Origin of the sequence: Sphingobacterium sp. UBA3549 (assembly GCF_002376635.1) — a bacterium.
GTDB lineage: Bacteria > Bacteroidota > Bacteroidia > Sphingobacteriales > Sphingobacteriaceae > Sphingobacterium.
This window is the reverse complement of sequence record NZ_DFOE01000028.1, coordinates 240,546-263,119: the sequence shown is the minus strand read 5'-3', so window position 1 is coordinate 263,119 and position 22,574 is coordinate 240,546. Positions and strand designations below refer to the sequence as shown.

General features: G+C 40.1%; 18 protein-coding genes. 9 read left to right on the top strand and 9 right to left on the bottom strand.

The window, feature by feature from the left end; genetic code table 11:
- The first annotated feature begins 11 nt into the window (after nt 1-11).
- The 4 genes from mazG (at nt 12) to kdsB (ending at nt 3,361) form a co-directional block, all read left to right on the top strand.
- A complete protein-coding gene (gene mazG / locus B2W36_RS14595; RefSeq protein ID WP_293880811.1) occupies nt 12-824 on the top strand; it encodes a nucleoside triphosphate pyrophosphohydrolase in 813 nt (270 codons plus the stop codon).
- A gap of 76 nt (nt 825-900) precedes the next feature.
- A complete protein-coding gene (gene trpS / locus B2W36_RS14590) occupies nt 901-1,899 on the top strand; it encodes a tryptophan--tRNA ligase (protein ID WP_293880813.1) in 999 nt (332 codons plus the stop codon).
- A 12-nt stretch (nt 1,900-1,911) separates the two neighbouring features.
- Nucleotides 1,912-2,529: a deoxynucleoside kinase gene (locus tag B2W36_RS14585; RefSeq protein ID WP_293880815.1), complete on the top strand. Its 618-nt coding sequence runs from the start codon at nt 1,912-1,914 to the stop codon at nt 2,527-2,529.
- Nucleotides 2,530-2,617: 88 nt separating this feature from the next.
- Entirely contained in the window at nt 2,618-3,361 is a 744-nt protein-coding gene (kdsB, locus tag B2W36_RS14580) for a 3-deoxy-manno-octulosonate cytidylyltransferase (RefSeq protein WP_293880817.1), read from the top strand.
- A 6-nt stretch (nt 3,362-3,367) separates the two neighbouring features.
- Here kdsB and B2W36_RS14575 read toward each other — a convergent pair whose 3' ends face one another.
- Genes B2W36_RS14575 through B2W36_RS14565 form a run of 3 tightly spaced genes read right to left on the bottom strand, consistent with a single transcriptional unit; the run spans nt 3,368 to nt 5,984 of the window.
- Nucleotides 3,368-4,273, bottom strand: a complete 906-nt coding sequence (locus tag B2W36_RS14575) for an aldo/keto reductase (protein WP_293880819.1) — start codon at nt 4,271-4,273, stop codon at nt 3,368-3,370.
- Nucleotides 4,260-4,991 (bottom strand): FKBP-type peptidyl-prolyl cis-trans isomerase, encoded by a 732-nt coding sequence (locus B2W36_RS14570; protein ID WP_293880821.1) that lies wholly within the window; start codon nt 4,989-4,991, stop codon nt 4,260-4,262. Before B2W36_RS14570 ends, B2W36_RS14575 begins: the two co-directional genes overlap by 14 nt.
- A 6-nt stretch (nt 4,992-4,997) precedes the next feature.
- Nucleotides 4,998-5,984: a glycosyltransferase family protein gene (locus B2W36_RS14565; RefSeq protein ID WP_293880823.1), complete on the bottom strand. Its 987-nt coding sequence runs from the start codon at nt 5,982-5,984 to the stop codon at nt 4,998-5,000.
- Nucleotides 5,985-6,163: 179 nt separating this feature from the next.
- Here B2W36_RS14565 and B2W36_RS14560 point away from each other — a divergent pair, with 179 nt between their 5' ends.
- Both B2W36_RS14560 and B2W36_RS14555 read left to right on the top strand, forming a co-directional pair.
- On the top strand, nt 6,164-7,114 hold the full coding sequence (locus B2W36_RS14560) for a zinc dependent phospholipase C family protein (protein WP_293888345.1): 951 nt from the start codon (nt 6,164-6,166) through the stop codon (nt 7,112-7,114).
- A gap of 96 nt (nt 7,115-7,210) precedes the next feature.
- Nucleotides 7,211-9,097: a TonB-dependent receptor plug domain-containing protein gene (locus B2W36_RS14555; RefSeq protein ID WP_293880827.1), complete on the top strand. Its 1,887-nt coding sequence runs from the start codon at nt 7,211-7,213 to the stop codon at nt 9,095-9,097.
- A 154-nt stretch (nt 9,098-9,251) separates the two neighbouring features.
- On the opposite strand, the gene B2W36_RS14550 is transcribed toward B2W36_RS14555, so the two are convergent.
- The 3 genes from B2W36_RS14550 to B2W36_RS14540 form a co-directional block, all read right to left on the bottom strand.
- The gene (locus B2W36_RS14550; protein WP_293880829.1) at nt 9,252-9,968 is read right to left on the bottom strand and encodes a ThuA domain-containing protein; all 717 of its coding nucleotides are present in this window, start codon (nt 9,966-9,968) and stop codon (nt 9,252-9,254) included.
- A gap of 121 nt (nt 9,969-10,089) precedes the next feature.
- Nucleotides 10,090-11,157: a 3-dehydroquinate synthase gene (gene aroB, locus B2W36_RS14545; RefSeq protein ID WP_293880831.1), complete on the bottom strand. Its 1,068-nt coding sequence runs from the start codon at nt 11,155-11,157 to the stop codon at nt 10,090-10,092.
- A 50-nt stretch (nt 11,158-11,207) separates the two neighbouring features.
- Entirely contained in the window at nt 11,208-11,414 is a 207-nt protein-coding gene (locus tag B2W36_RS14540; protein ID WP_293880833.1) for an RNA-binding S4 domain-containing protein, read from the bottom strand.
- A 95-nt stretch (nt 11,415-11,509) separates the two neighbouring features.
- Here B2W36_RS14540 and B2W36_RS14535 point away from each other — a divergent pair, with 95 nt between their 5' ends.
- Both B2W36_RS14535 and B2W36_RS14530 read left to right on the top strand, forming a co-directional pair.
- Nucleotides 11,510-12,703: a proline dehydrogenase family protein gene (locus B2W36_RS14535; protein WP_293880835.1), complete on the top strand. Its 1,194-nt coding sequence runs from the start codon at nt 11,510-11,512 to the stop codon at nt 12,701-12,703.
- A gap of 265 nt (nt 12,704-12,968) precedes the next feature.
- Nucleotides 12,969-14,750, top strand: a complete 1,782-nt coding sequence (locus B2W36_RS14530) for an AMP-dependent synthetase/ligase (protein ID WP_293888343.1) — start codon at nt 12,969-12,971, stop codon at nt 14,748-14,750.
- 133 nt (nt 14,751-14,883) lie between these two features.
- On the opposite strand, the gene B2W36_RS14525 is transcribed toward B2W36_RS14530, so the two are convergent.
- A complete protein-coding gene (locus B2W36_RS14525) occupies nt 14,884-15,369 on the bottom strand; it encodes a hypothetical protein (RefSeq protein WP_293880839.1) in 486 nt (161 codons plus the stop codon).
- 174 nt (nt 15,370-15,543) lie between these two features.
- Here B2W36_RS14525 and mnmE point away from each other — a divergent pair, with 174 nt between their 5' ends.
- Complete coding sequence (gene mnmE, locus B2W36_RS14520) at nt 15,544-16,923, top strand: tRNA uridine-5-carboxymethylaminomethyl(34) synthesis GTPase MnmE (protein ID WP_293888341.1); 1,380 nt, start codon at nt 15,544-15,546, stop codon at nt 16,921-16,923.
- A gap of 164 nt (nt 16,924-17,087) precedes the next feature.
- Here the strand turns inward: mnmE and B2W36_RS14515 are convergent, their stop codons facing one another.
- Both B2W36_RS14515 and B2W36_RS14510 read right to left on the bottom strand, forming a co-directional pair.
- A complete protein-coding gene (locus tag B2W36_RS14515; protein ID WP_293888339.1) occupies nt 17,088-18,857 on the bottom strand; it encodes a RagB/SusD family nutrient uptake outer membrane protein in 1,770 nt (589 codons plus the stop codon).
- A gap of 10 nt (nt 18,858-18,867) precedes the next feature.
- Nucleotides 18,868-22,113, bottom strand: a complete 3,246-nt coding sequence (locus B2W36_RS14510; RefSeq protein WP_293888337.1) for a SusC/RagA family TonB-linked outer membrane protein — start codon at nt 22,111-22,113, stop codon at nt 18,868-18,870.
- Nucleotides 22,114-22,574: the final 461 nt, after the last annotated feature.

Genomic DNA, 22,574 nt, shown 5'->3' with positions numbered 1-22,574 from the left:
CACAATAATATATGGCAAATCTAGAGGCACCCGCTTATCAGCATACTCCCCAATTAGCATTTCAACGATTACTCGACGTCTTATATACCTTAAGAACAGAATGTCCATGGGATAAAAAACAGACCATGGAATCTCTTCGGCATCTGACAATGGAGGAAATGTATGAATTGACAGACGCCATCTTAGAAAAAGATTACCCCGAAATAAAGAAAGAACTTGGCGATGTATTGATGCATCTCGTGTTCTATGCGCGCATTGCGGAGGAAGAGGGACAGTTCGATATTGTAGATGTGCTCAATGCAATCTGTGATAAATTGATTACACGTCATCCCCACATCTACGCCGATACCAATGCGGACACAGAAGACCAAGTTAAATCCAATTGGGAGACTATTAAACTCAAAGAAGGTAACAAGTCCGTTCTATCTGGCGTCCCAAAAGGATTACCCGCTCTGGTCAAAGCTTATCGTATCCAAGATAAGGTTCGCGGTGTCGGGTTTGATTGGGAAGACAAGAGACAAGTCTGGGAAAAAGTAGAGGAAGAGCTTGCTGAATTTAAAGCTGAATTTAATCTAGAGGCTACGGCTCCAATCGATCAGGAAAAAGCGGAAGGTGAATTTGGCGACCTCTTATTCTCATTGATAAATTATGCACGGCATATGGGCATAAACCCCGAAAATGCACTCGAACGAACCAACAAAAAATTCATTGAGCGATTTAGCTATTTGGAGCAAAAAGCAGCTGCAAATAATCAACAGTTGCAGGAAATGAGTTTAGAAGAAATGGACGTTTATTGGAATGAAGCTAAAAAAATTAAAAAATAAAGCCACTCCCAAAAAGGGAAATCAGCAACGGAATTTAATTCGACTTTGTCAAATTTATGCGTAAATTCGCAGGAATATGGAAACAGTTGTTAGCGGTATCAGAAGTACCGGAAAATTACATTTAGGAAACTACTACGGCGCATTGAGCAATTTTGTGAAAATGCAAAACGAATATAATTGCTTTTTTTTCATTGCAGACTTACATTCACTGACGACCCACCCCACCCCACAGGGGCTTCAAGGGACGGTTCGCCAAGTTATTGTCGAATACTTAGCAGCAGGAATAGACCCAGAAAAATCGACAATTTACGTTCAATCAGACGTTCCAGAAGTTGCGGAACTCTATCTATACATGAACGTGAACGCCTATCTTGGCGAACTTGAACGTGCCACTGCGTTTAAAGACAAAGTCAGAAGCAATCCTGATAATGTCAACGCAGGATTATTGACCTATCCGGTCCTGATGGCCTGTGATATATTAATCCATCATGGCACAAAGGTTCCTGTAGGTAAAGATCAGGAACAACATCTTGAAATGACACGAACTTTCGGCAATCGCTTCAATCGCTTGTATAACGTAGATTATTTCAAGGAAGCATTCGCCTTTTCTTATTCAGATAAATTGGTTAAAGTTCCTGGGCTAGCAGGTCAAGGGAAAATGGGTAAGTCAAACGGCGAAGCAGATTGTATTTATCTCTCGGATAGTGAAACGGTAATCCGCAAAAAAGTAATGCGTGCAGTGTCCGATTCTGGACCAACTGAAATGAATCAACCAAAACCCGAAGCCATTCAAAATCTCTTCGATTTGATGAAAGTCGTATCCACCCCTGATACACTGCAACATTTTGACGATCTCTATAATAAATGTGAAATTCGTTATGGCGATTTTAAGAAACAATTGGCTGAAGATATGGTATTGGCGACTAATGACGTGCGTTTACGAATTGAAGATATTTCAAATGATGATGCTTACATTGCAAAAGTTGCGAAAATGGGCGCTGAAAAGGCTAGCGAATCTGCGCGAAAAACGCTGAAAGAGGTTCGTGAGATAATTGGTATTAAAAGATTTTATTAAGCTAGAAATAATATGCATATAGCTATCGTTGGAAATATAGGTGCCGGAAAAACGACATTAACAGAGTTGTTGGCCAGCCACTTCAAATTTGAACCTCAGTTTGAAGCTGTAGACAACAACCCTTATCTGGAAGATTTTTATTCAGACATGAAACGCTGGGCATTCAATCTTCAGATTTTTTTCCTAAACAGTCGCTTTAGACATATTGTAAAATTACAGGAAACAGGCATCGATATGATTCAAGATCGTACCATCTATGAAGATGCGTATATTTTTGCCGAAAACTTGTATGATATGGGCCTGATGAGCGCGCGTGACTTTGAAAATTATAGTAATATTTTTCAAAGCATTATCCATTATATCAAACCGCCAGATTTATTGATTTACCTCAAAGCATCCGTTCCTACTTTGGTTAATAATATCCAAAAAAGGGGCCGTGACTATGAATCCGCAATTCGCTTGGATTATTTGTCGAAGCTGAACGATAAATATGATAAATGGATCAATAATTACAAAGAAGGTAAGGTTATGATTCTGGACAAGGACAACCTAGATTTCACCACAAACCCAGAGGACCTCGGCAATATCATTCAAAAAATCGAAGCCGAATTATACGGATTATTCGAATAATTGCGATATCAGAAAGCCTGTAAGACACTTAATTTTACAGGCTTTTTGATAAACTCGCATTTCCTCAGCCAACGATAAATAGTAAAAAATGAAATTTTTAGGTATTATTCCTGCCCGATATGCATCGAGCAGATTCCCTGGAAAACCGCTGATCGACATCGAAGGAAAAACGATGATTCAGCGGGTCTACGAACAGGTTAAAAAATCAACAAAATTAAACGATGTTGTTGTAGCAACTGACGACCAGCGCATCGCCGAAACTGTACTTTCTTTTGGTGGCGAAGTTGTCATGACCGAAGAGCACCATCAATCGGGAACAGATCGTTGTGCTGAAGTCATCACCAATATAGAAGGTTATGATGTTGCCATCAATATACAGGGTGACGAACCCTTTATAGACCCCGCACAAATTGATCTTTTAGCAAATTGTTTTGAAGATACCACTACGCAGATAGCGACCCTAATCAAGGAAATTACTGCGGAGGAGGAACTATTTAATGTAAACATCCCTAAAGTTGTCCGAAACACCAAAGGAGAAGCCATCTTCTTTAGTAGGCAGACCATTCCTTTTTTAAGAGCTGTGGAAAAAGACCAATGGTTACAAAGGCAAACATTCTATAAACATATCGGAATATATGCTTACCAGGTAGATACATTAAAAGCCCTGACACAACTTCCTATTTCTATGCTAGAAGAAGCAGAGGCTCTGGAACAGCTACGCTGGTTAGAAAATGGCTACGCCATTCAAACGGCAATTACAACGCATGAAACTGTCGCCGTAGATACAAAAGAAGACCTCGCTAAAATATTAAGACTATTTTTCAATAAATAGTAAAGCTTACCGGTGTTCGGTATAATATAACGACCGGACACCTTCCAATAGAACCTGCTTATCCAAATCACTTAATTTCATCATCTGCGCTTTTGCTCTGATCAATTCATCCAATTGCAATTTGGTACTCACACCAACGAGTGCTGTAGCAACAGCCGCGTTAGAAAGCACATAAGAAAGTGCAACAACCATATTGTCTTTTCCGATACGTTTGGAAAGATTTGCCAAGTTTCGCACAATATGGGCCACCTCTCCCGAACTATACTGAAGAAAAGGTTCTATTGGCTTGTTGATGAGAACGCCTTTGGCTAATACACCGCGTACGACGATACTTACACCCTGTTCTTTCAACATGCCACTGATTTCTTCTTCTGGTCTTCTATCCAATAGACTGTATTGCATCATTACTGAAGCAATGTCAGATTTGGACAAAAATGCCTTGATAACATTTGGGCGAATTGATGAAAGACCGTAAGCACGGATTTTCCCCTGTTGCTTCAACAGCTCAAACGCTTCAACAATCTCCTCTATCGGATCTTCTATCGTACCACCATGTAACTGATAGAGGTCGATGTAATCCGTTTTTAAACGTGACAACGAACCATCCACAGCCTTGATAATATAGTCCTTCGAAGCCTTCCAATCCCAGCCGGATCCATCTGCACGCCAAAGGTTACCAACTTTCGACGCCAAAACAATATGCTTGCGAAAGCTTTGCACACTCTCCCCGACGATCATCTCGTTTAGGCCTTTATCGTAGAGATCAGCGGTATCAAAGAAGGTGATCCCGTTCTCGTAAGCTTTTTGGATAATATCTTTGGATTGCTTGGACTGATTGCTTTTTAAAGACATGCAGCCCAAACCTATTTGCGAAACGACTAAGCTTGTATTTCCTAATTTACGTTGTTCCATCTGCACCAATATCAAGCAATTCTACCTCAAACACCAATGTGCTGTTTGCAGGAATTTCACCTGTCGCCCGTTCGCCATAGGCTAATCTACTAGGTATAAAAAATTTATACTTTGCACCTTTGGACATTAACGGGATTCCAATCTGCCACCCTTTGATCACCTGACCCAAGGATAGTTTCAATGGCTCCTTACGGTCGTATGAGTTATCAAATTGCTTTCCATTGAGTAAGGTACCTTTATAATGCACGGTTACCTCATCGTCACTTTTTGGCTTTGGACCTTCTGCCTCATTGAGAACAAGATATTGAATTCCTTCGGCTGTAGATTTCATCCCAGCAACCTTAGCATTTTCTGCAAAAAATTTATCTTCTTCAGCACGGCTAGCAGCCTCTTTTTTAGCACGAACGTCCATGATCGCCTGTTGGATAACAGCTCTTCCTTGGCCTTCTTCCAATAGCGATTTCTCCCCTTTCAAGACATCCGAAATTGCTTTTGCAATAACATCTGACTTCAAGTAATCAATCTCAATAGATTTTAGTGAATTTCCGATATCGGCACCAAACGCATAAGACACAGAATCGGCCTTCGTTTTCAGTTGATTTGTTGCACTTGATTTAGTTGCGACGACCTTCTTCTTCGCCGTCGTGTTCGTTTTTTTTTGTTGGGCAAATCCTGTGACTGTTGTCAAGGATAATAGGGCTAATGCAATATACTTCATGTTTGTTTAACGGTGCTTCTGCACGATTTCATTTATAATTTCCTGCGTGATATTAGGGTAATCAACTTCAACCCTAGATTTACTGTTGAGCCAGGCTTCTATCGCCAGCATGTTTTTCTGTTTTAAGCTCGAAATTACAGGCACCCCCATCTCTTCCAATGACGCTGCATTCAAATGCTGCTCATATTGGTTTTTCATCGGGATAACTAACAGTTTCTTTTTCAAATATAACGCTTCTGCCGGTGTTTCAAAACCTGCCCCACATAAAACTCCAGAAGAAGATGCCATACTATCAATAAAAGATTGGTTATTGATCGGTCTTATCGTTACATTTTTCATGTCAAATGCCTTCGAATTATGTTTACTAAAAACATCCCACTTCACCTCCGGAAACTTCATTAAATGCTTTAAAAGATGCGCATCGTCATATGCCGGGAGGTAAACCGTATAATGTCCCTGATCTGTCACATTCAATTCACGAACAGCATTACGGATAACCGGTTGATAAATATTCTTGGCGTACCGCTTGAAATGGAAACCGTAAGAATGTGTGGAGGGTGCATAGTTTTTCATGATGAACTTACCCAGCATATCACTGTCTTCTGGTTTGGGACTCGACGGATCTAAGGCAGCAATCTGATGACTCAATCCAATGCATTCTAAATCTTTTGAATGACAGGCCCAAGCCGAGATAGGTTCAAAATCGTTGATCACCAAATCATAGTTTTCAATGGGCAAGCTCTTAATTTCATTTGTAAATTTACGAATAGTCGAACTCATGAAAGTCTTCCACAAATCGACCCCACCAGACTTACCAAAGATAAAACTCAGCCCATGAAAACGGTATTTCACGTCAAAAGGTAATGATAGATCTGCTTGAATTCCACTAACCAAAACATCAACTTCTCCTAACGCTCTCAAACAGGGAACAATATCCATCGCACGGCTAAGATGTCCATTTCCTGTCCCTTGTACGGCATACAATATCTTCATAACGACTGTATTTGTTTCGGCAAATTAATCAATTTTAACGATTATCAATATTATTTTATTGTTTAGTTAGGTTAAGAAAATATAAATTAACATCAATAAAAAAGCCTATTAATCTTTTTTTAACCTTCCTTTCTGTATATTTAATATCAACAATTATTTAATAGCCAGTTCAATAAACCATGAAATTTCTGTTGTATACGATGCTTCCACTAATTGTGATACCGATTTTTACCTCGTGGGGATTTTTTGCACATAAAAAAATTAACCATTATGCCGTATTCGCCTTGCCAGCGAAGATGGCGAAATTCTATAAAGACAATATCGAACTAATTACCGAGAAAGCTGTTGACCCAGATAAACGCTGCTACACCGATAGTGCTGAAGGTCCCCGGCATTTTATAGATATAGAAGATTATGAAGAAGATGGAAAAAATGATTCCATACCCATTCATTGGTCAAAAGCGAAAGAAAAATATCAGGAAAAACAGTTGCTAAAAAATGGTATTGTTCCCTGGCAAATTAATTTAACCTATCAAAAGCTAGTGAAAGCTTTTCAGACAAAAAATTATAATCTGATCATCAAACACTCTGCAGAACTCGGGCACTATATTGCTGATGCGCATGTTCCTTTACATACAACTAAAAATTACAATGGACAATTCACTAACCAAATTGGAATACATGCATTTTGGGAAAGTCGCTTGCCAGAAATGTTTTCAGAAAGATATAATCTTCGCGTAGGGAAAGCAATCTATATCCACGATCCTTTAGCAGAAGCATGGCTTATGGTTCGCGAAAGCAATCGTCTCGTCGATTCTGTATTGAATATCGAAGCCAAGCTCAATCGCCAGTTTAAAGATTCTCAAAAAAAAACATTTATTGAGCGAAACAATCAACTGGTATGGACGTATTCGGATCGCTATGCGAACGCGTATCACGATGCCATGAACGGAATGGTCGAAAGAAGGATGCGAAAAACGATCTTACGTATTTCTTCCTATTGGTATTCTGCTTGGCTTGAATCTGGGCAACCAAATTTAAACAACATTGAGAAAATAAAAATCAATAGCAAACAAGATCAAATTGATATCATAGGTAGAAAGCCGATTGGCCGTGAAGAGTGGATGTAAAATATACCTTATAACTGGACTACTTACATTATTCATACCGGACCACTTATGTTGTCGTCAACTAAGCTACTTTTGCAGCGTAAAATCTAGGAAAGCATGTTGAATAAGAATATTACGTTAACAAACCTTGCATTAGTGCTGAGTATTGGAGCTGCGACTGCTCAGATTAAAGACACAACCGCTCTGAGCGAAGTCATCATTAATCAAAATCGCTTACAGATCCCTTTTTCAAAACAAAGCAAAAATATCCAAATATTGACGCAGGAAGATATACAGAGACTACCAAATCGATCAATCAACGAGTTGCTTAGCAATATCCCAGGCGTTGATATTCGCCAACGTGGACCATTTGGCTCGCAGGCAGATATTAGTATTGATGGCGGCTCTTTTGAACAAACGGCGATTCTAGTTAATGGTGTTAAAATCACCGATCCGCAGAGTGCCCATCATAACATGAATCTTCCGGTTCCTTTGGAGGCCATCGAGCGTATCGAAATCATTCGGGGGCCGGCTTCACGAATTTTCGGCATTAATGCGCTAACCGGCGCCATTAACATCGTAACAAAGAAAATTGAATCGAATCAAATTAGCGCTCAGGTATATAGTGGTTCATCCTTCAAAGACAATGAGCAGACAAGTGCAGGCAAGTATTATGGTAAAGGTGTTCAGCTTGGCTCACAGTTCTTAATAAAGCAAACAAGCCACGGTTTATATTTTGGCCATGAAGATTCGAATGGACAACGTTATAATACAGCCTCTAACAATAATAAACTCTATTATGACGGGACCTATCAACCGAATACAGCCAATATGATAAAAGCCAATGTTGGCTATATCAACAATCAATTTGGAGCCAATGGTTACTATGCTGCACCGAGTGACAAGGAAGCTTATGAACAGGTTAAGACAGCTTTCGCTTCCCTACAGTCCAAGCATCAATTAACATCGACGTTTTCTCTCAGTCCACGTCTCAGCAATCGTTATAATGAAGACGAATATTGGTATCTAGGAAGGGAAACGACAAAAGGAAGAGCCAAACACTATAGCAATGTTTTTGGTGCAGAAATTAATGCCGCGTTGGAGCAGCATTATGGAACTTTCGGCATAGGGCTTGAAGGTAGATTTGAACGCATTAATAGCACCAGTATTGGGCGTCATGACCGCGAGAATTACGGTGGCTATCTAGAATTCAAAACGGAAGTGATCGAAAAACTGATGATCAATGCCGGAGCCTATATCAATTACAACTCGAAATTTGGATGGCAGGTATTTCCAGGTCTTGATTTAGGTTACGATATTACTGAACATTGGAAGATTATCGTTAATGCGGGCTCAAGCCAACGTATTCCTTCTTTTACCGATCTTTACAATAATCAAACGGCCAACATCGGAAATCCAAACCTTACCTCCGAAAATGCCTATCAGATTGAGGGGGGGATCAAATACCTATCCAATCGAATTGTTGCCCAAGCGGGTTATTTCCACCGCAAAATAGACGATTTCATTGACTGGCAAAAAGACGATGCCAATGCCGGAACTGGAACAATTATTCCTTGGAAACCAACGAATATTGGAAAAAACAAAATCGATGGAGTGAATGCATCATTCCGATACAATTTCAATGACCCTGGCGCTACGACACGCTATTTCACCACCCTCAGCTACAATTATCTTCATCCTAGCGTGACATTAGCAGACGGGATACTATCCAAATATGCTATTGAAAGCTTAAAGCATCAAGTTATTGCCAACTTTACCATAAACCACAAAAATTGGATGTTAACCAGTTCCAACCGTTTTAATGAACGTATAAGTTACAAATCTTATTTCATTGCTGACGTAAGAGGATCGTACCAACTCCAAGACTTAAACATCTTTGTGGATGTTCAAAATATATTTGACAAGAGCTATATAGAAGCTGCCGCCGTTCCAATGCCCGGTCGTTGGTTTAGTATCGGCGCAAAATATAAACTGAACTATTAAACCCAAGCAAATGGCAAAATCAATACCCTTCTGATTTCAACATTCGCGATAAAAAATCCCAAATGGAATGACCATTTGGGATTTTTCATTGTGCCATCGACACATAGAAGCATGTACCAAGCCCTAGTTAAGAAAACGCCAACTATAAAATAAGCTACTTTTTCTTGGGAAGAACAGATATAATTCCTCCAATTAAATGTTTTTGGAACTCAGGTTCGTCATAGGACTCATCGGTATGTCCAAGCCCAGTATAGAAGACTTTCCCTCCATCGTAGCTCTGGGTCCAGGAGATTGGATGTTGATCACCCATTTTTCCACCTTGGTAGCTTTTTTCATCCAAATTCATCAACACATGCAATCCGTTCTTCACATCCTTGAAATTATACCATTCATCTTTGTGCCACCAAATCGGATCGAGGTGCTTGGTGGCCGGATGTTTTCTGTCCAGCACATCAATTTTGGCTTTTTGTACGGCAGGATGAGACGCAAAATAGGCACCTACAAGGCCGTTATACCATGGCCAATCAAACTCAGTATCCGTCGCGGCATGAATGCCCACAAATCCTTTTCCTGATTGGATATACCGCACAAAAGCTTCCTGTTGCGCATTATCGAGAATATCGCCAGTTGTACTCAGAAAGATAACAGCGTCATATTTTTTCAATCCTTGATCTGTAAACAGAGCAGCATCCTCCGAATGATCAGATTTTATCTTTTCTTTATCAAGTAACTGCTTAAGTACCTGCGCACCCTTTTCGATGCTTCCGTGTCTAAATCCCTTTGTCTTGCTAAAGATTAATACTTGCCTTTGAGCCTGAACAGCAGCTGATATCCCCAACAGGAGAAACAGAAAAATGAAAATTCTATTCATGATATAAATGGTTATTATGATGATTTAAGTTTAGGTTTACTATTTTCCGCAACGAAATTGCGATAAAAATAGCTGTAAAGAAAAGCCGCGCATTCTCCCGATACACGGCTTCTCTGTTTTATTATGGTGTGATTAGCTCACGGTAAAAATCAAGGCTTTCTATAATATCATCCTCAGAAACGTAGATATCATATTGACAACTGCCTATTTGGTCAAGCAATGCAAAACCGATCTGATTGGACAGGTTTTTCTTATCATTTCGCATCAGATCCAATAAGGCTGTATCAATGGATGAATCAAATGTGTAGTCGTTGAAATATTTTCTAAAAGTTTGAATCAAATCGTTTAATTCACCCAAAGGCAATCCATTCAATTTATGAGATAGATACCCCTCACAAATCATTCCCACAGCAATAGCTTCTCCATGTAATAAAGGTGAAGCATCGTTCAACAACGAGTAGCCCTCAATAGCATGACCAATTGTATGGCCAAAGTTTAAAATTTTACGCAGCCCTTTTTCTTTCGGATCCTCAAGGATGACACGGTTTTTGATCGAAACAGAATGTTTGACCAAAGAATTGTCGATTTGATCGATCTCCAATGTTTTCACTCGCTCATAATAAGCCCGATCGAAGATCAGTCCATGTTTAATCACTTCAGCAAAACCTGAGATTAACTGGCGTTGATCTAAAGTTTTCAAAAACTGACTTGAAATAAATACAGCCTGGGGCTGTGCAAAAGTCCCTATAATATTTTTTACACTTCCCATATCAATACCAGTTTTACCTCCTACTGATGCGTCTACCTGGGAAAGTAAAGTCGTCGGAATTTGAATAAAATCCATTCCCCTTTTAAAAGTCGATGCGGCAAATCCTCCCATATCAGTCACCACACCACCGCCAAGATTGATCATCAATGAAGATCTATCAGCTCCGAAATCGAGCATATTATGCCATACACCAATACAGAAATCAATATTTTTATTTTCTTCGCCCGGATCAACTTCTATCACATCATAATTCGATAAATTGGGTAAAGCTTGTTGAAACAGCGGCAAGCAATTATCCAGGGTATTAGTATCTACCAATACGATGATCTTTGAATAATTGCGCTCAGCTAAAAATGCCTCTAAAGAGGCCAACGTATCATCAAAATATACCTGATAGCCCAAACTTTCTATGACTTCCATTCTACGATTCTTTAAGGTTTAAGTTTTCTATTTACCAATATTGTTTAATATTACACCAATTTTATTTGCATCCCATCAAATTCAACAACATCTCCTGGTCTTAATTTGAGTCTTTTTCGGTAATCAACCTGCCCGTTATACTTCACATACCCTTCCGACACAACCCACTGGGCCATAGCACCATGCTCTACCCAATTTAAAGCTTTAAGTAATTGTATAAGCTGTATATATTCCCCCTCGATTTTAAATTCTTGCATTTCACAAAAATAGCGGTTTAACTGGGTAATGCAAGAATAATCATCGTTTTAATGCCTACTAAATTGCTACATTTGCCTTATTGCAAATAAAGATTATGATTGAGAATTCTGAGCCCAAGACATTATCCTTTGATAATACAGAGATTGCTTTTAAAAGTAAAAGCGATAAGGATTTGGAAAGAGCGTATTGGTTATTCAAAATAATAGCGAATAACTTCTTAACAAAAGTAGGTCCGTCAATGACCAATTTTGCCCTGAACATTGGATTGCCTATCCAGGGCATCATCCGCAAAACAATCTTCAAGCATTTTTGTGGAGGAGAGACTATCGAAGGTTGCGAAACAGCCATCAACGAATTGGGAGAGAACGGAGTGGGGACGATCCTGGATTATTCCGTTGAAGGAGAAGAAACTGAAAGAGCATTTGACGCCTGCTGCAACGAGGTATTACGCACCGTAGTCGCGGCCAGTAAAAACAAATATATTCCATTCTCCGTATTTAAACCAACTGGATTAGGACGTTTTGAGTTATTTGAAAAGGTCAACGCCAAAGAAACTTTAACAGAGGCAGAACAAAAAGAATACCAACGCATGTTGGATCGTACTGACAGCATCTGTAAAGCATGTCATGCAGCAGGTGTAAAAGTTTTGGTGGATGCTGAACATTCATGGATTCAAGATGCCATTGACGATATCGCTCGGGAAATGATGGAAAAATACAATATGGAAAAACCTATTGTTTATAATACTTATCAATTGTACCGTAGTGATAAGTTGGCATCTTTGAAAGCTGACTTCGAATACGCAAAAGTTAGAGGATTTCACATGGGTGCTAAGATCGTTCGTGGTGCCTACATGGAGATTGAACGTGCTCGCGCCGCACAAAAAGGTTATTCCGATCCTATCCAGCCAAACAAAGAAGCGTCCGACAGAGATTATAATGAAGCTATTGAATTTATCTTGGACCACCTGGACAACTTTGGACTAATGGCCGGTACACACAATGAGGATAGCAGCATGTTACTGGCAAAGGAAATTGACAGGCGTGGTATCGACAGATCAATCGACCGCATTTACTTTGCACAATTATTGGGCATGTCTGATAACTTGAGCTTCAATTTAGCTGCACATGGCTACAATGTTGCCAAATACATGCCTTATGGACCGGTTAAGGCGGTCATGCCATACCTTTTCCGTAGAGCACAGGAAAATACTTCCGTCGCAGGAGCAACAGGTCGGGAGCTCGGGCTTCTGATCAAAGAAAAACAAAGAAGAAAAGCTAGTCGATAACGACTAGCTTTTTTTATAATTGGTGGGCATCAAGTCCATCTACTTAAGGAACTATGCTCAAATAGTCTCCAAGAAACAGCTTACTTTTGAAAAGCGCAAAAGCACTTTTACTATCACTCGCTCCCCCTTCGTCCTTTCAAAACAACCTAATTACAAAATCATTCCATAATCTTGAAACTATTATTTATGTTTGCAAACTTTTTCCTTAAAACAAAGTTCATACTGGGAGGGTGCTCCGCCGGAGCTTAAAAGAATACAATTTGAAATGGAAGAAAAACTTAGATTATTTGATCTTGCACGTCAACAGGTCAGTAAATATCCCGATCTTGACATATTTGCACATAAAGTGGACGGCAAGTGGAATTATATCAAAACAGCAGATTTTCTTGAACAAGTAGACAGCCTCTCCAAAGGGCTGATTGAACTTGGCGTGAAACCCAACGAAAAAGTTGGTCTCATTGCCGGCAGCAGTATAGAATGGCATTTGATTGACTTTGCAATCCAGCAAATTGGTGCAGTAGTGGTGGCCATATATCCCAATATTACAGATACAGACTATCAATATATCTTTAATGATGCCGAAATAAGAGTGTGTATCGTCAGCAACAAAAGCCTATATGACCGTCTGATGAATCTAACCGACTCTATCTATACACTGAATTATATTTTTTGTATCGCAGATCAGGAAGACACACGTAGCTGGAAAGAACTTAATGATATAGGTTCCGATAGCTCCCTGGAAAAACTAGCAGCGCTACGTGACCAGGTTAAACCTGAAAATCTCGCTACCCTGATTTACACTTCCGGAACCACCGGAAAACCAAAAGGCGTAATGTTGTCGCACAATAATATCTTTTCCAATGTACTCGGCGCAGCAGAAATTACCCCTTGTAAAGCTTACGACCGCGGACTGACCTTCCTCCCTCCTTGTCACGCCTACGAGCGTATGGTTTTATACACCTATATGTACCTCGGTTTTACGATCTATATAGCAGAATCCTTTGATAAGATTGGTGATAATCTAAGAGAGGTAAAACCTCATATCATGACCGTTGTCCCCCGTATTCTTGAGAAAGTCTACGAGAAAATAATGAAGACAGGCCATAATCTCACCGGCTTGAAGAGAAAGGTATTTGACTGGGCAGTTTCAATTGCAGAAGAATATGATCCCAATCCAAAGAAAAGGAGCTTTGGTTATAATGTCAAATTGAAACTGGCCAAACAGCTTGTTCTCAATAAATGGTACGAAGCGCTAGGCGGAGAATTGCTCACTGTCGCTTCAGGATCAGCTTCCCTGCATAGTAAATTAACACGCGCGTTCCTGGCTGCTGGTATCCCCTTATATGAGGGATATGGTATGACCGAGGCCTCGCCATTAATTTCCGTCAATCACTACATCAAAGGAATACGTATTGGCACTGTTGGACTTCCCGTGCGCTTTGTCGAAATAAAACTAGCTGAAGACAGCGAAATACTGGTTAAAGGTCCTAACGTCATGATGGGATATTATAAGAATAAGGCCGAAACGGATAAAACTATCATTGATGGATGGCTGCATACCGGAGATATTGGGAAGTGGGAAGACGAGAAATTCTTGAAAATCATCGACCGAAAAAAAGAAATGTTTAAAATTTCAGGTGGAAAATATGTCATTCCTCAGCCGATCGAAACGAAACTTGTTGAATCTAAATTTATTGAACAGGCAATGGTGATTGGTGACGGAATGAAATTTGCCTCCGCCTTTATTGTTCCAAACTATGCTCATTTGTTAGATTGGGCCAAAACAGATGCTCCTGAACTTGCAAGCATGACAAAGGATGATTTTCTGACTGACCCGGCAATTGTAAAAAAAGTCAATCAGGAGGTACGCCGTGCGAACCAGCATTTTGGCAATTGGGAGCAAATTAAGAAACCAATTATTTTAACAGATGAATTTACCATTGAAAATGGGGAGTTAACGCCAACCTTGAAAATGAAACGGAAGGTGATTCTCGAACACCATCAAGAGGCGTTCAATAACCTCTATCAGATGGAAATAGACGAGTAGGCAGCAAACGACACATTGAAATAGCACAAAGCATCTTAGGAGTAAAAAACAGCTTATCAAAGAATAGAAGCAAATAAAAAAGCCTAATCTTCCGTAGATTGAGGCTTTTTTATTTGAAAAAGATAAATTATTATTAATCCCAACGATAATCATTATAAAAGTCTTCGGGATGCCTACTGATCGGCACCTCTTTGACTACACGAATATTAGCTGCTCCCAGATTGACATTCAGCATAAACGATGGTACATTTGCTGAAAAATTCCAACGACCATTCCGCATATAGACATACCCCCCTCTATATGGATCGTAAAATGTTTTATAGTCCCTAAAGTATACATGATGCCTGCTATCGTAACGATGGGCACTTGCCCAGACCGGTGCTCCATGACGGTATCCTTTTCGATAAGACTTTGCAACTTCTTTACGATATTTACGATCTGCTTTCTCGCGTTTTTCTAAATATTTTCTATATTCTTTATCTCTTTTTTCCTCATATTTTCTACGCTCTTTGCCCTGCCTCCATTCACGTTCATGTCCCCGATACTGAGCGGAAGATTGTTGTGGAGCCATTAATACAAGTCCTCCTATTGCCAACGCGAAGTATATCATCTTTCTCATACAGTATAATTTAAATTTAAAAATTAATTTCACTCCGCCTGTGTTTCATTCTTTTTCACAAGCGTTTCTATAGGTATGACTTTAATGTTTGAACAAAGGTTTAACCGATCACATTGAATTTAATTTGTAGCGTAATATAGAATCCATTAGTTCAATTTAATGTATCTTTGCACCATGTCAAATACGGGATATATCACTGAAGATACCATTGTTGCATTAGCGACATCTTCGGGAACAAATGGAGCCATTGCCGTCATACGCGTTTCGGGTCAGCATGCTATAAAAATTACGAACGAAATTTTTAAAGGAAAGAATCTTCTTCAACAGGCGTCTCATACGATTCACTTTGGAACCATACGCGATGGTGAAGAAATTATTGATGAAGTGCTTGTTTCTCTATTTGTAGCGCCTAACTCCTATACCAGAGAAAACTCCGTGGAAATATCAACACATAACTCCAAATACATTATCGAAAGAGTTGTTAGCTTACTGATTAAAAAAGGGGGCCGTGCTGCCCGTCCGGGAGAATTTACCCTACGTGCATTTCTCAATGGTGGCATGGATTTATCACAAGCAGAAGCAGTTGCCGATTTAATTGCATCCAATTCTGCAGCTTCGCATCAAGTGGCGATGCAACAAATGCGGGGCGGTTTCTCCAATCAGCTTAAATCCCTTCGTGAAGATCTCATTCACTTTGCATCACTAATTGAATTAGAGCTTGATTTTTCGGAAGAAGATGTGGAATTTGCGAACAGGGATCAACTAAAAAATCTGATCAACAAAATACAGGTCATTGTTCAAAAATTAATACAATCTTTTGAACAAGGTAACGTCCTTAAAAATGGTGTTCCTGTTGTCATTGCCGGGAAACCGAATGTTGGAAAATCAACCCTATTGAATGCTTTCTTAAATGAAGAACGTGCCATTGTTTCCGATATTGCAGGGACTACGCGTGATACTATTGAAGATGAAATTAATATTCATGGCGTCACATTCCGGTTTATTGACACAGCAGGTATACGTGAGACGGCAGATGTTATTGAAGCAAAAGGAGTTGAACGCACCCGTGAAAAGATGAAACAGGCACGATTGATCATTTATCTTTTCGATCCTACACAGGACAAAGTTGAAGAAGTACAGGCTCAGTTACCTGATATTGAGGATCTCCACATTCCATTTGTCACCATTATTAATAAATCTGATCTACTTTCTGAGGAACAGAAAGCGGCTTATAACAGCCTCAATCCGCTTTATATTTCAGCAAAAGAGCAGACTGGTGTGGAGGAATTAAAGGATGAACTCATCAATCGGGTACAATTAGGAAATCTCAATACAGATGACGTTATGGTCACCAACATACGCCACGTGGAAGCGCTACAAAAAACAGCAGATTCACTAGAAAGGGTGATAGATGGTATAGACAATCCGGTCACATCCGATTTTCTCGCAATGGATATTCGCCAAGCCTTATATCATCTTGGTGAAATTACAGGTAGTGTCTCTACTGACGATTTATTAGATAATATCTTTTCAAAGTTTTGCATCGGAAAGTAACTCAGAGAAAAAGAATACCAATAAAACCACCTTCTTCGCCAAAACTCAGAAGGTGGTTTTATTGGTATTGACCACTCCATAACTCCTACGTCGGAATAGCTCCATTCTTATGAGGGCAAATACATTGGAGGAGCTTTTCATCATACTATATATGAGCGAATAAATTAATCCAAAGTTGGATTAAATGTTCCTCCCCAATCTTTATTCTGCTTGATATTTGGGTTCTTGTCAATGACCGACTGCGCGACGGGAAAGAAATAATAGGTATCGGGTACCAAATTTATTTTGTTTCCTGTATTGGGCACCTGCAATATGCTATATTTAAATTGGTTTTCTTTCAACGTATATGTTTTGGCCAATGCATTGGCATCATCCAGATTCATCTCCGTTCCATTTGAATTTATGGCAATAGCTTCAACTCCATGTTTGGTTGTATTGTTGAGAATATTGAGCTTACGTAACCTTCTTAAATCCCAAAAACGATGTCCCTCAAAGCAGAACTCAATATTGCGCTCCGTCAAAATAGCTTCCCGCATTTGTTCCTTCGTGGTTGCTGTCATGCCATATTTATTGTCTGCGCCAGGCTCGATTCCCGCTCTTTTCCTAATTTGCGTAACCAGGTCTAAGGCTGTCGCAAGATCTCCTGTTTCATTTGCCGTCTCAGCATAATTCAATAAAACCTCGGCATAGCGCATCAATACAAAGTCGACATCATACTGCGTTTCCACTTCGGTTTGCTTTAATGACAGTTTGGAATTTTTTAAGATAAAAAACCCGCTATATCGATCCAAATTGGAGGATGGAGTTTTTGCCTTCGGGTTAATGCCAAAGTCATCTAAAGCCGGAGCAATACCGACAGAAGTGTATTGTCTTTTGCCAGTCTTGCCGGAAACTTCATAGATTTTGGCATTCCACACAATAGACTTGTCAAAGCGAGGATCGCGGTTTTCCCAATAGGATTGTAAAAATTGATCTTCGGTCTTATGGTATTTACCCGTTTGATCGGAATATAACTTTCCATCTTTCATCGGAAAAGCTTTTACAAATTCCCAGGATGGAACGGAACCTGCCGGTCCCCTACTTTCCGATCCCGGACGTACGCCATTATCCCAATTGGCAACTTTATTTGGATAGGCATTAATCACAGCAAAAACGACCTCAGGTCCTTTTTCAACCAGCGCAATGTTGGAATAATCTGGAGTCAAACTATAGCCATCTGCCTTAAGCTGATCATAAGCTAATTTGTTGGCGGTATTAGCCTCCTGCCAATAGGCATTTCCATAAGGATTGGAAGGATTAAACTGTGGTGAAGCTTTATATAACAATACCTTTGCTTTAAAAGCGGCTGCAAAATCACCATCAATTTTCCCGTAATCTGCCGTTCCTTTTGCGATTGTTTTTGGCAACTGTGAAATAGCCTGATCCAAATCTTTAACAATCAAATCAAAACATTCTTTTGTCGAATTGCGGGGCACATTAAGATCATCATTTTTTAGGTCTTGCGGTACCGTAATATAAGGAACACCGCCGTGGATCCTGACCATATTAAAATACATAAAGGCACGCATAAACAACGCCTGGCCAATCACCGTTTTTTTAAAATCGTCTTTTAGTAAGGTACTTTCATTGACCTTCTGTATGGCTGTATTGATTTTCCGTATGGTTGTATAATCCCACGATTTGTAAGAAGTATTGTTGACGGTAACTGCATCCAATGGAAAAGCGATGCCGATCAGTTGTTCCGAGTTTCCATCCGCACCAGCATTCCAGTTACCAAATAGTGGATATAAATTGGCAAGATAGCCGTTCACTAGATTTGGATCAGCCCATACCTTGGCTTCATCCAGTGAATTGAGGTCCTCGATGTCCAATACATTTTTACAGGAGGACATGCACAAGGCCAATGCAATTAAAGGATAATATATTTTTTTCATCTTTTTTCATTTAAAATTTAACATCAAGTCCAAACGTAAAGGTTTTCATGACTGGATAAGAATCATACAGCTTTTGTTCGGGATCATGAAACTCTTTCATTGGCGAAAAAACAAACAAATTGGTTCCATTGAAAAACAGATTAACATCTTTGACACGCAGTTTCTCTGTCATGCTCTTCGGCAATCGATAAGAAGCATTAAGATCACGTAAGCGTAAATAGGCTCCATTTCTTATCCAGAATGACGAAGGAGCCGCACCGGATTCGGCCCATCCGGAGTAACCTGTTGGCCGCGGATATTTGGCATCGGTATTATCCGGTGTCCAGACATCAGAAGCCCAAATTGGATAATATGGGCGAAAGGTATCACCGTGCTGACGCATTCCACCACCTTCTTGATTACTGATCATCCGATCATAAGCAAGAACACCCTGAAATAAGGCCGAGAGATAGAAGCCTTTCCAGCTCGCATTGAATCCAAACCCGTAATTGATGCGCGGAGAATTATTGTCCGACAATAACTGCACATCGTTATCATCAATTTTCCCATCCGGACCTCCTGAGTAGTTCGCCCCCTGAATATCTTTATATAAGATCATCCCAGGAAAAGGGTCCCTTCCGTAGGTCTTAAATCCTTTTGCCTTCAGTGCATCAGCTTCGGCCTGTGTCCTTACCAGATCCAGCGCTTCAAAACCTATAATTCTATTTTCCGGCCGTCCAATCCTGGAACGAAAGTTCTGTGGTTGGCCCGATGCATAAGATGGCTCTTCGTCAATGATGTCCCAACGGTCTTTGGCATACCCCATATTGGCATTGAGACCGTAAGCCACTTCACCAACCTTGTCATTCCAGTTAAAAGAAATCTCCCCGCCTTTATAACTTCTCGCCGCATAATTTTCGGGAGCAAGCAAACGTCCATAATTATCTGGGACTTTCAGTGATCTTCTGCCAAGAATATTGGTTTCCTTGCGTGAAAACAGATCAAGGCTACCGGTCAGTTTATTATTAACAAATCCAAAATCTAAACCCAAGTTGACACTCTTAGAAGTCGTCCAAGTGAGGTTCTGGGTTGGTGTTGCGCCATACGCTATACCATTATAATAGCGATCACCAAACATATAGCCACCCGAAGTGGTATACTTCTCTAAATAACCAAACTGTCCGATCCGATCGGCATTGACATCCAAATCATTACCCGTTGTACCATAAGAGGCTCTGAACTTCAAATCCGATATCGTATTTTTTATATCCGTAAAGAAGTTTTCGTCCGATACACGCCAGGCTGCTGATACTGAAGGAAAAAATCCCCAGCGCTTATCCTTCGGAAATAATGGTGAACCATCATAACGAAAAGAAAACTCCGCAATATATTTATCCGCATAATTGTAGTTGGCACGCCCAATCACGCCGCGTCTTGAATCAATTGTTTCATTGGCAGTTGTCGACCTAAAGTTCCGGTCTGTAGGATAAATAAACATCTGATCCAGGGCTGTAATCGGATTCTCTGCCCGTGAAGTAACGTACGTCCCTCCTTTTTTGGACTGCTCATAAACCAATGTCCCATCGACGGAATGTTTACCAAACTTGCGGTTATAGTTTAAAAACCAGTTTACCTGATATTCCCACAATCGTTGTGGGCTGTAATCCATGAAAGGCTGACTCTGACTAAAAGTAAAAATATTAATATTAGCTTCTGATGGCGGAGCTGGTATAAAGCGGTTGTCATTGGGGTTTAAAGAGGTAAAGGTATAGTTCTTTTGAAAACTCATATAACGCTTGCGCATATAGTCTTGAGCAATGTAACTTCCTACAACTTTTGTCGAAAGGCCCTGTACCAATTTATCCAGCTTCAAGTTCAGGGTCATAATAGGATTGACCTGCCGCACTTTACGGTCTATATAGCGATCTCCGATGACCTGATCGATCACATTCCACGCCTGCCAGCTTCCCATAGGTGTCTGTACAGGATAAGCCGTTGGTGTATTACTCGGAGTTCCGTCTGCATTCAGGTAAAACGGATACATCTTTGGCCAGTTGAATGTAACACGGTAGAAATCGGATACATCAAAATCATCATCATTCGAAGATGTACTGAATGGCCAAAAAAAGCGCTTCGAATTCGTCTGGTTGGCTGAAATATTAAAATCCATGCTAAAATCTTCGGTAATCTGCGCGGAGATATTACTGCGCAGGTTAAATTTTTCATGATCCAAAGATTTATACGATCCATTTTCTTTACGGTAGCTCAGCAAGCTATAATAAGTGATTTTGTCGCCCCCCCCATTGACCGATATCGATTGTCGGTGTGTAAAGGGATTGCGCCAGATCACCTCATTGGCATTGTAATTTTTGTCCTTGAAATAATCAAACTCTTTCTGCCCATTTGGGATGGAAAGACCACGAAATTCGGCGACCCGGTTTTGATAGGTGAGTTCATCTTGCGCAGTCGTTAAATTAGCAAGGAGCTCCTGTGCTGGCGTATTGAAAGTATAATTACTTTGCACATTAAAAACAGGTGCTTGAGCTGTTCCTTTTTTTGTCGTTACCACTACTACACCATTACCGGCCCGGGTGCCATACACTGCGGCAGTTGCAGCATCTTTTAAGAAGGTCATTTGGTCAACCTCGTTCGCTTCAAGCACATCAAATGCAGCTTTATCGCGAACCACGCCATCAATTACATAGAGTGGTTCGGCAAAACTCCCCCGGATACGCAAACTCGACGATGCTCCGGCCATCCCCGAAGTATTGGTAACATTGACACCTGCAGCTCTACCGGCAAGTGAATTGGAAAGATTTGAACTGGGGATGTTTTTTAACTGTTCTGCATTGACGGTAGCGACTGAACCGGTGATATTCCCTTTCCGCTGCTTACCATAGCCAATGATTACGACCTCTTCTAGTGCTTGATCACTCGAAACCATGACGACATTGACGTTGCCTGTGGAAACGGCCACCTCCTGTTTTGCAAACCCTTGGTAGTTCACGACCAAAACATCACCACGCTTTGCCCGAATAGAAAAAATACCTTGTTGATTGGAGGACGCTTGAACGGATGTTCCTTTGACAGTGATGGTAGCACCTGCTAATGCCTGACCTCTCTCATCTTTAATGATCCCTGCAACCTGATCTTGATCGACAATAGCATTGATCGGATCCAGATTCAGTGCGTAAGAATCAGGCTGACTAAACAGCAGGCAGAGCCCCAAAAGGCTAATGGGTCTCGCCTTTCCATGAAGAAAAAAATTTCTCATCATAATTACAAATTGGTTTAAAATAATAAAGAACCTACAAGTTCAAATTTGGTTTATTCACTAAGCCTGCTTTTCTTTTTATAAAAAACAGTAAAAGTTTATTAGATTATGTATTAAATTTAGATAACAAAATCCTATTAAAGAAATAAAAAAAATATTTGAATCAACATGCACATAAACGTTACATGTAGGATAGATAATGAAAAGTCTTAGAAAATTGAAAAATGGAATCCAGGAAGATCACCTAAAAAAATTTTTTACAACAAAAGTCGGCTTGGCTATGTTGCCATTGAACGACCGAATAAAAAAACAGGAGTTTAACCGCTCCCATTACGATATCTGAGAACCAGTGCTTATCGTTGTACATACTAAGATAACCAGTTCCAGCGGCAACAGCACACGCTCGATACCGTACTAAATTGACTCCGCTGGGTATTCGTGCCACAACAATTCGGCACCAAAAA

Excerpts from the sequence above, each read along its gene's own strand:
- mazG (WP_293880811.1), top strand. The coding sequence starts at position 12 with ATGGCAAATCTAGAGGCACCCGCTTATCAGCATACTCCCCAATTAGCA.
- trpS (WP_293880813.1), top strand. The coding sequence starts at position 901 with ATGGAAACAGTTGTTAGCGGTATCAGAAGTACCGGAAAATTACATTTA.
- B2W36_RS14585 (WP_293880815.1), top strand. The coding sequence starts at position 1,912 with ATGCATATAGCTATCGTTGGAAATATAGGTGCCGGAAAAACGACATTA.
- kdsB (WP_293880817.1), top strand. The coding sequence starts at position 2,618 with ATGAAATTTTTAGGTATTATTCCTGCCCGATATGCATCGAGCAGATTC.
- B2W36_RS14575 (WP_293880819.1), bottom strand. The coding sequence starts at position 4,273 with ATGGAACAACGTAAATTAGGAAATACAAGCTTAGTCGTTTCGCAAATA.
- B2W36_RS14570 (WP_293880821.1), bottom strand. The coding sequence starts at position 4,991 with ATGAAGTATATTGCATTAGCCCTATTATCCTTGACAACAGTCACAGGA.
- B2W36_RS14565 (WP_293880823.1), bottom strand. The coding sequence starts at position 5,984 with ATGAAGATATTGTATGCCGTACAAGGGACAGGAAATGGACATCTTAGC.
- B2W36_RS14560 (WP_293888345.1), top strand. The coding sequence starts at position 6,164 with ATGAAATTTCTGTTGTATACGATGCTTCCACTAATTGTGATACCGATT.
- B2W36_RS14555 (WP_293880827.1), top strand. The coding sequence starts at position 7,211 with ATGTTGAATAAGAATATTACGTTAACAAACCTTGCATTAGTGCTGAGT.
- B2W36_RS14550 (WP_293880829.1), bottom strand. The coding sequence starts at position 9,968 with ATGAATAGAATTTTCATTTTTCTGTTTCTCCTGTTGGGGATATCAGCT.
- aroB (WP_293880831.1), bottom strand. The coding sequence starts at position 11,157 with ATGGAAGTCATAGAAAGTTTGGGCTATCAGGTATATTTTGATGATACG.
- B2W36_RS14540 (WP_293880833.1), bottom strand. The coding sequence starts at position 11,414 with ATGCAAGAATTTAAAATCGAGGGGGAATATATACAGCTTATACAATTA.
- B2W36_RS14535 (WP_293880835.1), top strand. The coding sequence starts at position 11,510 with ATGATTGAGAATTCTGAGCCCAAGACATTATCCTTTGATAATACAGAG.
- B2W36_RS14530 (WP_293888343.1), top strand. The coding sequence starts at position 12,969 with ATGGAAGAAAAACTTAGATTATTTGATCTTGCACGTCAACAGGTCAGT.
- B2W36_RS14525 (WP_293880839.1), bottom strand. The coding sequence starts at position 15,369 with ATGAGAAAGATGATATACTTCGCGTTGGCAATAGGAGGACTTGTATTA.
- mnmE (WP_293888341.1), top strand. The coding sequence starts at position 15,544 with ATGTCAAATACGGGATATATCACTGAAGATACCATTGTTGCATTAGCG.
- B2W36_RS14515 (WP_293888339.1), bottom strand. The coding sequence starts at position 18,857 with ATGAAAAAAATATATTATCCTTTAATTGCATTGGCCTTGTGCATGTCC.
- B2W36_RS14510 (WP_293888337.1), bottom strand. The coding sequence starts at position 22,113 with ATGATGAGAAATTTTTTTCTTCATGGAAAGGCGAGACCCATTAGCCTT.